Origin of the sequence: Pyxidicoccus xibeiensis, assembly GCF_024198175.1 — a bacterium.
GTDB lineage: Bacteria > Myxococcota > Myxococcia > Myxococcales > Myxococcaceae > Myxococcus > Myxococcus xibeiensis.
In genome coordinates, this window is sequence record NZ_JAJVKV010000009.1 from 272,819 (window position 1) to 284,628 (window position 11,810).

Sequence of the window (11,810 nt, forward strand, 5' to 3'; positions counted from 1 at the left end):
ATGAAGAACATCGACGACGTGTATCGGCTCTCGCCGATGCAGCAGGGCATGCTCTTCCACAGCCTCTACTCGCCACACGGGGGCGCCTACGTGGAGCAGGTCTACTGGACCTGGCGGGGGCCGCTGGACTTCGCGCTGCTCCAGCGCGCGTGGCAGTCGGTCGTGGAGCGCAACCCCGTGCTGCGCACCGCCTTCTTCTGGGAGGGCCTGGCCGAGCCCGTCCAGGCCATCCGCACGAAGGTGGACCTGCCCTGGGCGCAGCAGGACTGGCGGGGGCTGCCGCCGGACGAACAGGAGGCGCGGTGGAAGGCGCTGCTCGACTCGGACTGGCGCCAGGGCTTCAACGTCTCCGCGGCGCCGCTGATGCGCCTCACGCTCCTCCAGCTCGGCCCGGAGCACTACCGGTGCCTGTGGAGCTACCACCATCTCCTGCTCGACGGCTGGTCGCTCCCGCTCTGCCTGAAGCAGGTCACCACCTGCTACGACGCGCTCGCCCAGGGACGAGAGCCGGAGCTGGAGCCGGGGCGTCCCTATCGCGACTTCATCGCGTGGCTGGGACGGAGGGACCGCAAGGAGGCCGAGCGGTACTGGCAACAGGCGCTCCAGGGCTTCGTGGCCCCCACCCCGCTCTGGGTGGACCGGGGCGCGGAGCAGCCGCCTTCCGTCAATGCCGCCTACGGCACGCGCTCGCTGCGGGTGCCGGCTCCCGTGACGGGGCAGCTCACGGCGCTCGCGCGCCAGCACCAGCTCACCCCGGGCACGCTGGTGCAGGGCGCCTGGGCGCTGCTGCTCGCGCGCTACAGCGGTGAGCGGGACGTGGCCTTTGGCAGCGTGAGCTCCAGCCGCTCGCCCGCCCTCCCCGGCTCGGACACGATGCTGGGGCTGCTCATCAACACGCTGGCCACCCGCGTGGCGGTGCCTCCGGACGCGGAGCTGCTGCCGTGGCTCAAGGCGCTCCAGGCCGACCAGCTCGCCGCGAGGAAGCACGACCAGCTCTCGCTCGTGGACGCGCAGGGACTCGGACAGGTGCCGCGCGGGCAGCCGCTGTTCCACAGCATGGTCTCCATCCAGGCCGCGGTGGAGCTGAAGTTCGACCCCCTGGCCGGCGGGAAGGTGACGCTGGACGGCTTCGGCTACGCGGACCCCAGGACGGGACACCCGCTCACCTTCGTGGCGAGCATGGGCGCGGAGCTGGAGCTGCAGCTCGTCTTCGACGCGGACCGCTTCGCGCCGGACGCCATCGAGCGGATGCTCGGACACGTGCGCGTGCTGCTGGAGGGCATGGCCTCCGGCCCCCAGCGGAAGCTGCGTGAGCTGCCCCTGGTGACGGACGAGGAGCGGCACCGGCTGCTGGTGGAGTGGAACGACACGGTGACAGAGTTCCCGAGAGACGCCTGCCTCCAGCACGTGTTCGAGGCCCAGGTCGACCGCACGCCCGACGCAATCGCCGTGGAAGCCGAAGGCGCACGTCTGACGTACCGGGAGCTGGACCGGCGCGCGAACCAGCTCGCGTGGCACCTGCGCACGCTCGGCGTGGCGCGGGGCTCCATCGTCGGCCTGTGCCTGGAGCGCTCGGCGGAGACGGTGGTGGGCGTGCTCGGCATCCTGAAGGCGGGCGGTGCCTACCTGCCGCTGGACCCGGCGTACCCGCGCGACAGACTGGCCTTCATGCTGGACGAGTCCCACGCCCCGGTGCTCGTCACCCAGCAGTCGCTGGCGGACGTGCTGCCACGAGGCGGTGAGCAGCGCGTGCTGATGGACCTGGACCGCGAGCGGCTCGCCGCCTCGCGAGAGGACCGGCCCGAGGCGGGCACCCGTCCCCTGGACCTGGCGTACGTCATGTACACCTCGGGCTCGACGGGGCGACCCAAGGGGGTGTGCGTCCCGCACCGCGGCGTGATGCGGATGGCGATGGACACCGGCTACTTCGACACCGGGCCGCGAGAGACCTTCATGCTGTTCTCGCCCATCTCCTTCGACACCTCGGCCTTCGAGCTGTTCGGCAGCCTGCTGCACGGCGCGAAGCTGGCGGTGTGCCCGCCGCACCTGCACTCGCTGGAGGAGCTGGGCGCAGAGCTGACGCGGTTCGGAGTAACGACGCTCTGGCTGACCGCGCCCCTGTTCGACCAGATGGTGGCGTACCACCCGGAAGCGCTCGACAGCGTGCGCCAGGTGCTCGCGGGCGGAGACGTGCTGCCTCCGGGCCGGGTGCGTGAGCGGCTCACGCGGGGAGGCCACGTCATCAACGGCTATGGCCCCACGGAGAGCGCCACCTTCACCACCTGCTACGTGATGAAGGACGCGTCCCAGGTGGAGCGCACAGTGTCCATCGGCCGGCCCATCGCCAACACGCGGGTGTACCTGCTGGACGGGCAGCTCCAGCCCGTTCCCCAGGGCGTGCCCGGAGAGCTCTACATCGGAGGCGACGGGCTGGCCACGGGCTACCTCCGGCGACCGGCCCTCACGGCGGAGCGCTTCCTGCCCAACCCCTTCAGCCCCGAGCCCGGAGCGCGGATGTACCGGACGGGAGACATCGTCCGCTACCTGCCCGACCGGCGCCTGGAGTTCCTCGGCCGTGCCGACCACCAGGTGAAGATCCGCGGCTTCCGAATCGAGCTGGGAGAGGTGGAAGCGAGGCTCCTCGAGCACCCCGCGGTGCGAGAGGCCGTTGCGCTGGCGCGAGAGGATGTCCCCGGAGACCGGCGGCTGGTGGCCTACGTCGTCCTCGCCCCCGGGGCTGAAGTGGAGCGCGGGACGCTGGCCGGCTTCGTGGCGGACCGGCTGCCCTCGCACATGGTGCCCTCGGCGCTCATGGTGCTGGACGCCCTGCCGCTGTCACCCAATGGGAAGGTGGACCGCAAGGCCCTGCCCGCGCCCGTGGGCGCCATGGCCTCGGATACGGCCGTGGCCGGCCCGCGTGACGCGGTGGAGCAGCAGCTCGTGCGCATCTGGGAGGAGCTGCTGCACGTCCGTCCGGTAGGCATCGACCAGAGCTTCTTCTCGCTGGGCGGCCACTCGCTGCTCGCGATGGGCATGATGTCGCGCATTGCCAAGGCACTGGGGCGCACGCTGCCCCTGTCGGTGCTCTTCACCCACCCCACCATCGCCCGGCTCGCGGAGCTGCTGCGCGAGGAGCCATCCAGCGCCGGCTGGAGTCCGCTCGTCCCCATCCAGCCGCACGGCCAGCGGCGGCCCCTGTTCTGCGTGCACCCGATTGGCGGCAGCGCGCTCTGCTACGAGCCGCTGTCCCGCCACCTCGGCCCCGAGCAGCCGCTGTATGGGCTCGAAGCGCCGGGGCTCGACGGCACGCGCGAGCCCTTCCCCACCCTGGAGGCCATGGCGGCGGCCTACCTGGACGTCGTGCTGAAGACGCAGCCGGAAGGCCCGTACCTCCTCGCCGGCTGGTCCATGGGCGGGCTGGTGGTGTTCGAGATGGCGCGCGAGCTGCTGCGGCGCGGGAAGTCCGTGGCGCTCGTGGCCCTCATCGACAGCTGGGTGCCCACGCTCCAGCCCGGTGCCAGTCCCGTGAAGCTCGACGACACGCTCGTGCTCCAGGGCTTCGCGCTGGAGCTGAGCCAGATGACGGGGCACGAGGTGTCACTCTCCAGCGAGGAGCTGGCGCCACTCTCGCCCGACGCGCGGCGCACCCTGCTGTTCGAGCGGGCCCGGGCCGCCAACGCGCTGCCGCCGGGCGTGGGCGCGGAGACGCTGCGCGCGCGCCTGGAGGTCTACCGCGCGCATGCCCAGGCGTTCCGGGGGTATGTGCCCGCGAGCGACCATCCCGCCTCCATCCACCTCCTCCGTCCGGAAGCCGGCGCGCTCAGGGCCGCGTCGGGCCCGCTGGGAGGCTGGGACACGGTGACGCGGCAGGTGCCCCGGCTCATCGAGCTTCCCGGTGACCACTACTCGGTGATGGTCGAACCCCACGTGGCGGAGCTCGCCCGCCAGCTCGCGCCGCTCTTATGAAGAACGTCCAGGACGTATACCGGCTCTCGCCCGTGCAGCGGGAGCTCCTCTCCCGGCTGGAGGCACCGGAGGCGCGGCCCTCCTGCCTGCACTGGAGCTTCCGTCAGGGCCTGGATGAGACGGCCCTGGAGTCCGCGCTGCGCCAGCTCCTGGCGCGTCACACCGTCCTGCGCACCGGCTTCTTCTGGCAGGGCATGCCCGAGCCCAAGCAGGTGGTGCGCGAGCAGGTCGAGCCGAAGCTGGAGCGCCTGGACCTGTCCAAGCTCGCGGAGGCCGAGCGGCCCGCCAGGCTCGCGGCCTTCCTCGCGCAGGAGCGGCGGCGCGCGATGAACCCGTCGGCCGCGCCGCTGCTGCGCGTCACCGTGCTCCGGACGTCACCGGAAGCGGGAACGGTGGTCCTCTGCTGGCACCCGCTCATCCTGGACGACGCCTCCGCGCTCCGCTGCGTCCAGGAGCTGTTCCTGCTCTATGGGTCCGCGCTGGAGGGCGAGGCCCCGGGACTCGGAAGCAGCCGCCCGTATCGTGACTACGTCGCCTGGCTCGAACGGCGGGACGCGGTGCAGCCCGTACGCGCGCCGCTCACGGAAGCACGGGGCCCGGAGCTTCCGCGGGCCTGGCAGCCGTCCTCCCGTGAGGGCGCGGGAGACGAGCGACTCGTGCAGCGCTTCCTCCTCGAGCCCGCCGTCACCGGGCAGGTGCAGGCGTTCCTGAGGCAGCACTCGGTGGACCTCGGGACGCTGCTCCAGGCGGCCTGGGCGGTGCTCCTGCACCAGCAGGGGCAAGGTGACGACCTCGTCTTCGGCGTCCTCACCGGCTGCCCGGCCCCGCTGGCCAGCGATGGGGCGTTGCTCGGGCGCTTCGCCACCCTGGCCCCGCGCCGCATCCAGGTGGCGCGGACCGGCTCGCGGCTGACGTGGCTGCGGGGGCTCCAGGCCGGGCTCGCGGACGCGCGGCTGGATGAGCCGGCTTCGTCCCCCGTGCACGTCGGGAGCGTGCTCACCACGGACTCCGAGGATGCGCTGCTGAAGCCCTCGGCGAGACGGCTGGGCTTCCACGGGCTGAGCCTCCTGCCTTCCTGGCTGCCCGCCCCCCTCGTCATCAGCGCCACGCAGGGTCCACGCCTGGCGCTGCGGTTCCAGTATGACGCCGGGCGGCTCGACTCCACGGTGGTGGCCCGGCTGGCCGGACACCTGGGCACCCTGGTGGAAGCGCTGGCACTGCATCCCGAGCGTGAGCTCTCCGTGCTCCCCGGTGCTTCCTGGGCGGCCACGTCCCTGACGGTGGGCAACACCTTCGGCCCCAGGGAGGTCGAGGCCGTGCTCGCCCAGCACCCCTCGGTGGCCAGCGTCACCGTGGCGCCTGACTCGAGCGCTCCCGGTTCGGGCAGGCTCGTGGCGCGCGTGGTGCCCGCGCGTCCGGTGGCGGAGGCCCGGCGCGGAAAGCCTGGCTTCAGCCTCTTCTTCTTCGCCAACGAGGACGCACGCGCGAGCAACAAGTACCGCCTCTACCTGGACAGCGCGCGGCTCGCGGACCGCAACGGCTTCACGGCCGTCTGGACACCCGAGCGCCACTTCGACGAGCACGGCGGGCTGTACCCGAACCCCTCCGTCCTCACGGCCGCGCTGGCGACCATCACCGAGCGCATCGGCTTGCGCGCCGGCAGCGTCGTCCTGCCGCTGCACCACCCGCTGCGCGTGGCGGAGGACTGGTCCACCATCGACAACCTGTCCAACGGCCGCGCCGGCATCGCGGTGACGTCGGGCTGGATGCCCCAGGACTTCGCGCTGGCGCCCGACCACTTCGCCCAGAAGCGCGACGTGCTCTTCCAGTCGCTCGCCAAGGTGCGGGAGCTGTGGCGCGGCGGCACCGTGCCCTGCCCGGACGGAACCGGCAGGGAGGTTCCGCTGCGCACCTTCCCCCGCCCCATCCAACCCGAGCTCCCGGTGTGGCTCACCTGCCCGGGCAACCCCGAGCTGTTCGAGAAGGCCGGCGAGCTGGGCGTCAACGTGCTCACCTCCCTGGCGTCACAGTCCGTCGAGGAGGTCCGCGAGAAGCTCGCCCTCTACCGCGCGGCCCGCGCCCGCGCCGGCCATGACCCGGCCACGGGCATTGCGACGGTGATGCTCCACACCTACGTGGGACGCGACGCGGACGCGGTGCTCGACCTGGTCCGCGAGCCGCTCACGCACTACCTCCGCACCCACCTGAAGCTCCAGGAAGCCCGCGTCCGCGCCCTGGACCTGAACGTGGACATCAACGACCCGAAGTGGCTCGACTCGCTGGCCCGCTTCGCCTTCGAGCTGCACTACCGGACGAGCGCCCTCATCGGCACGCCCACCTCCTGTCTGCCCATGGTGGAGCGACTCACCGAGGCCGGCGCCGACGAGCTCGCGTGCTTCATCGACTTCGGCGTCGAAGGCTCCGCCGTGCTGGAGGGCCTCGCCCACCTCGTCGAGCTGAAGGCGCTCGTCGACGATGACGCGCTGCGCATGCGCCGCGTCCTGGCCGCGTACGTGGACGAGCGACTCCCCGGACTGCCTCCGCTCTCCATCGAGACATGACGCGCCGCACCGCAATTCAATAAGTCGAAAGATGAATCACCCTTCAAGTCTGGATTGCTCCGTGCGGGCCGCGTGCGGTACGTATTCCGCGGTTCATCGAGGGCTGCCCCTGACTCTCCTCTGAAACCTGTCAGCGATTGCAACGGAGCTACAAATGGCAAAGACGCGTCTGAGCATTCATGCCGTGACCGCGGTCTTCGGTCTGTGCGGGCTTGCGTGTGTGAACCAGGACCCTGGAGAGGAGCAGCCACTCGTCACGGAAGTGCCGGCCGAGGTGAAGGCCTGTCAGGAGCGCATCGCGGCGAAGACCGCGGAGGTCACCGCGGCGGGAATCGACATCGCCGCCTGGTCCATCCAGGACGCGCCGGAGATGGCGGAGATCACCACCACCGTGCCGCAGAACCAGGACAACTACCTGAACTATGACGGCAACTACCGCCCGGTAACGAACCACCCCGGCTGCACGACGGCGGACCTCTACTACGACCGGAACAACACCACCGGCGCCACGCCGTACATCGACGGCAACAACGACGGGAAGTGGACGGGCGCCGCGGCACTCGGCGGGCCCAACGCCGCCAGCGGCTTCATCCCCGGCAACGTGGCGAAGATCCCCGGCTATCCCTGCGCGGCCAAGGAGTACACGCAACCCAACGAGGACACGTCCAAGCCCATCGTCATCCTCGTCCACGGCAACTCCACGCGCCCGCACACCTGGGAGAAGTTCCTCCTCCCGCCGAACACGTCCATCAACAGCGCCCTCGAGCAGGTGCAGTTCACCGCGGACTCCACCGCGCGCAACCAGCTCGCCGAGGAGCTCATCGCGCGGCGCTTCCGCGTCATCGCGGTGGACTTCCGCACGGACATCGTCACCAGCGTCGACCCGAACGCCACCAGCCAGAACTCGGCGGGCAACATCGACCATGGCTGGGCCACGCCCATCCTCCAGTCACTGCTCAAGGCGGTGATGAAGGACCAGCCGAACCGCAAGGTGGCCCTCATCGGCCACTCGCTCGGCGTCACCGTGGCGCGCGACGCCCTGCGCCGGCTGTATGTCGAGTGGAGCACCGGCCGCGCGGGCTCCATCAACCCCTTCCCGCAGGTCAGCCACGTCATCCTCGGCTCGGGCGCCAACCACGGCGTCTCCACCTATGACACCGCGGGCGGCGGGCTCTGCCAGACGAACTCGACGATGCGCGGCACCATCGTCTGCGAGATGGGCAGCCGCTCCAACTACGTGCAGACGTACTTCCACAAGCCGCTCAATGGCCCCTTCGACCTGTTCGCCACGCCGTGCGCGGATGGTGACTACGCCTTCGGCAAGACGGGGCAGTGCGGCGGCAACGTGGTGAAGTACCAGACGCTCACCATGACGGACAAGCAGCGCGGCACCAACTACCAGGACTACTACGTGTCCGAGGCCGCCTCGCGCATCGACATGGAGGGCTGCGTGACGAACTCGCTCACCACGCTGAGCGACTACGACACCAGCGGCTACTTCAACAAGGGCTTCATCGCCAACCACTTCGGCTCGCTGCGGTCTACCGCGGGCGTCAACCTGGTGCTGCGCACGCTGGCCGAGTAGCGCGCCCCTTTCCTCCCGAAGCAGGGCCAGCCCGCCACCCGAGGCCGAGCCGGCTCCACGCCTCCCCTCCTCCTTCCCGAGCTCATTCCATGAAGCGATTCCCCTTCACCGCGACCGTCTGTGCGCTCGCCCTGGCCGCCGCTCCGGCGACCTGGGCGCAGGCGCCCGCCACGCCTCCTCCCGCTGACGCCGCTCCTGGGCCCGAGGCGGCTCCCGCTCCCGAAGCTCCGCAGGCCAGCCCCGAAGCTCCGGCGGCCCCCGCGGCTCCGGCCCCCGCCGCCGAGGCGCAGGACAAGCCCCTCACCGCCGAGGAGATGGCCGGCACGTCCGAGGTGGTGGACGCGCGGCCGCCGCCCACCGTCCGCCCGCGCATCGCGCTGGGCAACGAGACGTTCTACGTGAAGCCCATCCTCGCGCTCGCGGGTGGCGTCCACGTGGAGAACCTCATCCAGACGCTCAACCGCAACCGTGAGAGCCGGGCGACGACGCTGGCCCTCACGCGCTTCGGCTTCGAGGGCCGGCTGGGCGAGTACGTGTCGTTCCGCAGCGAGTTCGAGCGCAACATCCGCGCGCACGGCTCCGGCGTGTGGGAGGGCACCGCGTCCTTCAGCGTCCGCGACCAGGTCATCCGCCTGCAGCGGTGGAATGCCACGGTAGAAGCCGGAATCATCGTGGACCCGGCCAGCGTGGACTTCATCTCCACCCACGTGGCGGACACGCTGCTCGCGGACAAGTACACGCGAGATCCGCTGCTCTTCAGCGGCTTCAACCGCGGCCAGGGCGCGCAGGCGGCATATGACTGGAACGGCTTCCGGGTGGGCTTCGGCTACACCGCGGCCAACCCCATCAGCACCTCCAGCTCCTACCAGGTGGGCGGCTCCTTCGGCGGTGGCGGCCGCTTCTGGGAGCGGCCGCTGGGCAACTACCGCAATGGCCAGCCGGACGACGACCTGCACTTCCAGGTCTTCAGCCCGTCAGTCACCTACTCGCATGCGCTGTTCGAGGCCAAGGCCATGGCCCAGGTGTTCGACGTGAACTACCAGACGTCGTCGCGCAAGGATCCGCTGCTGCGCGGCAACAACCTCCGCGGCAACGTGCTGCTGAAGCTGCATGCGAATGTGGGCATCCCGCTGTTCATCACCCCGTTCTTCAACGTCGCGCGGGTGCAGAACGACGTGCTGAACAACACGGCGGGCTTCGCGGACCAGCTCCTGTCCACCCGCTATGCGGCCACCTCGGTGTCGGCGGGCATGGACGTCAACGTCCACGGCCGCTCGGGCGTCGGCTTCCAGTTCTCCCGCGTGGCGGACAGGTCGCCCGGCTTCGTGGCGCCCACGGGAGACACCCCCGCCAGCGAGCCCATCACGAAGACCACGCAGTTCTTCTTCAACGTCGGCGGCACGTACTGGTTCACCGAGGACGTGGCGTTCGGTGCCCGCTACGCGCGCTACCAGAAGAAGCAGGACCGCTCGAGCGACGAGATTGACGCGTCGTACTTCCTGACGCTGCGCCTGCTGCTCTAGAAGCTCCAACGACGTCCGCCCCGGGAGGGGAAGCCATGGAACCCACGCAGGAGCGGCACGACTCCATTTTGAAGGTGGCGGTGGCGAGCTTCATCGGCACGGCCATCGAGTGGTACGACTTCTTCCTCTACGGGACGGCGGCGGCGCTGGTGTTCAACCGCCTCTTCTTCCCCTCGCTGGACCCGCTGGCGGGGACGCTGGCGGCCTTCGGCACCTTCGCCGTCGGCTTCGTCGCCCGGCCGCTGGGTGGCGTGGTGTTCGGCCACTACGGGGACAAGCTCGGCCGGAAGGCGATGCTCAGTGCCACCCTGATGCTGATGGGGCTGGCGACGTTCGCCGTGGGCCTGCTCCCCACCTACGACACGGTGGGCGTCCTGGCCCCCGTGCTGCTGGTGGTGCTGCGGCTGGTCCAGGGCTTCGGCCTGGGCGGTGAGTGGGGCGGCGCGGTGCTGATGGCGGTGGAGCATGCGCCCGCGAACCGGCGGGGCTTCTACGGGAGCTGGCCGCAGATGGGGGCACCGGCAGGGCTGCTGGTGGCCACGGCGGTGTTCAGCCTCTTCTCCAAGATGCCGGACGCGCAGTTCCTCTCGTGGGGCTGGCGCGTGCCGTTCCTGCTGAGCGCGGTGCTCATCGGCATCGGCGTGTTCATCCGGCTCCACGTGGCGGAGTCCCCCGTCTTCCGCCAGCGCAAGCCGGCGCCGGCGGCCGAGCGCCTGCCGGTGATGGAGGCGATACGCAACTACCCGAAGCAGATCCTCCTGGCGATGGGGGCGCGCTTCGCGGAGAACGGCTTCTTCTACATCATCACCACGTTCGTCCTCTCCTACGGCACCGAGCGGCTGGGGCTGCCGCGCTCCACGCTGCTCAACGGGGTGCTGGTGGCGACGGCGGTGCACCTGGTGGCGATTCCGGCGTTCGGCGCGGCGTCGGACCGCTTCGGCCGCCGGCCGGTGTACCTGGCGGGCGCGGTGGGCTGCGCGCTGATGGCCTTCCCGTTCTTCTGGCTCATCGACACGAAGCAGACGCTGCTCATCTGGCTGGCCATCGTCCTGGGCATCATCGCGCACGCGGCGATGTACGGCCCCCAGGCGAGCTTCTTCTCGGAGCTGTTCGGCACGCGCGTGCGCTACAGCGCGGCGTCGCTGGGGTACCAGCTGGCGTCGGTGTTCGCGGGGGGCCTGTCGCCAGTCGTCGCCACGGCGCTGCTGTCGCGCTCGGGCGGTCAGGCGTGGCCGGTGTCGGTGTACATGCTGGGGCTGGCGGCGGTGACGCTGGTCTCCGTCTACCTGTCGGCGGAGACGTTCCGGGAGCAGCTGACCGAGGCCCCCGCCGCGAGCCCCGGTGAGGACGCGCTCAGCGAGCCGTCCAGCCGCAGTCCATCACCTGTGCCGCCCCGGTGATGCCCGCCGCGGCGTCGGAGCACAGGAAGGAGATGTAGGCGGCGACCTCGGACGGCTCCAGCAGCCGCTTCACGGCGGCGGGCGCGAGCATGACCTTCTCGACGACTTCCGTCTCGGAGAGGCCGTGGACGCGGGCCTGGTCGGCGATCTGCTTCTCCACCAGGGGCGTGCGCACGTAGCTGGGGCACACGGCATTCACGGTGACGCCCTTGTCGGCGGCCTCGAGGGCGACCGTCTTCGTCAGGCCCATGAGTCCGTGCTTGGCGGAGACGTACGCGGACTTGTACGGCGAGGCGACGAGGCCGTGGAGCGAGGAGACGTTGATGATGCGCCCCCACTTCCGGGCGTACATCAGCGGCAGGGCGTAGCGCGTCAGGAGGAACGGGCCGACGAGCATGATGCGGATGAGCTGCTCCCAGCGGTCCTCGGGGAAGTCCTCGACGGGCGACACGTGCTGCACGCCCGCGTTGTTGACGAGGATGTCCAGGCGACCCCACTCCCGCTCGGCATGGGCGACCAGCGAGCGGCAGTCCTCACGCGAGGACACGTCCGCCCGCTGGAACCGGGCTCCCGGAAGCCGCCGCGCCGCCTCGGCACCCGCCGCCTCGTCGAGGTCCGCCAGCAACACCTTCGCGCCCTGCGACGCCAGGGACTCCGCCACCGCGAGCCCGATGCCATTGGCGGCCCCCGTCACTAGCGCACACCGACCTGAATACTGATTCATGTTCCACCTCCGCGAGCATGGTGGAGGACGGCGCGGCGGAGGGCAATAGGG

General features: G+C 70.6%; 6 protein-coding genes. 5 read left to right on the plus strand and 1 reads right to left on the minus strand.

Annotation, left to right across the window (positions count from 1 at the left end; genetic code table 11):
* The 5 genes from LXT23_RS33805 (at position 1) to LXT23_RS33825 (ending at position 11,035) form a co-directional block, all read left to right on the plus strand.
* The gene (locus LXT23_RS33805) at positions 1-3,966 is read left to right on the plus strand and encodes an amino acid adenylation domain-containing protein (RefSeq protein ID WP_253984511.1); all 3,966 of its coding nucleotides are present in this window, start codon (positions 1-3) and stop codon (positions 3,964-3,966) included.
* Positions 3,963-6,527 (plus strand): MupA/Atu3671 family FMN-dependent luciferase-like monooxygenase, encoded by a 2,565-nt coding sequence (locus LXT23_RS33810; RefSeq protein WP_253984512.1) that lies wholly within the window; start codon positions 3,963-3,965, stop codon positions 6,525-6,527. The genes LXT23_RS33805 and LXT23_RS33810 overlap by 4 nt, the downstream gene beginning before the upstream one ends.
* 220 nt (positions 6,528-6,747) lie before the next feature.
* A complete protein-coding gene (locus LXT23_RS33815) occupies positions 6,748-8,112 on the plus strand; it encodes an esterase/lipase family protein (RefSeq protein ID WP_253984513.1) in 1,365 nt (454 codons plus the stop codon).
* Between the two features lie 89 nt (positions 8,113-8,201).
* Positions 8,202-9,635: a hypothetical protein gene (locus tag LXT23_RS33820; RefSeq protein WP_253984514.1), complete on the plus strand. Its 1,434-nt coding sequence runs from the start codon at positions 8,202-8,204 to the stop codon at positions 9,633-9,635.
* A 35-nt stretch (positions 9,636-9,670) separates the two neighbouring features.
* Positions 9,671-11,035 (plus strand): MFS transporter, encoded by a 1,365-nt coding sequence (locus LXT23_RS33825; RefSeq protein ID WP_253984515.1) that lies wholly within the window; start codon positions 9,671-9,673, stop codon positions 11,033-11,035.
* Here the strand turns inward: LXT23_RS33825 and LXT23_RS33830 are convergent.
* A complete protein-coding gene (locus tag LXT23_RS33830; RefSeq protein ID WP_253984516.1) occupies positions 10,989-11,759 on the minus strand; it encodes a 3-hydroxybutyrate dehydrogenase in 771 nt (256 codons plus the stop codon). The genes LXT23_RS33825 and LXT23_RS33830 overlap by 47 nt on opposite strands.
* Positions 11,760-11,810 lie beyond the last annotated feature (51 nt).

Excerpts from the sequence above, each read along its gene's own strand:
- LXT23_RS33805 (WP_253984511.1), top strand. The coding sequence starts at position 1 with ATGAAGAACATCGACGACGTGTATCGGCTCTCGCCGATGCAGCAGGGC.
- LXT23_RS33810 (WP_253984512.1), top strand. The coding sequence starts at position 3,963 with ATGAAGAACGTCCAGGACGTATACCGGCTCTCGCCCGTGCAGCGGGAG.
- LXT23_RS33820 (WP_253984514.1), top strand. The coding sequence starts at position 8,202 with ATGAAGCGATTCCCCTTCACCGCGACCGTCTGTGCGCTCGCCCTGGCC.
- LXT23_RS33825 (WP_253984515.1), top strand. The coding sequence starts at position 9,671 with ATGGAACCCACGCAGGAGCGGCACGACTCCATTTTGAAGGTGGCGGTG.
- LXT23_RS33830 (WP_253984516.1), bottom strand. The coding sequence starts at position 11,759 with ATGAATCAGTATTCAGGTCGGTGTGCGCTAGTGACGGGGGCCGCCAAT.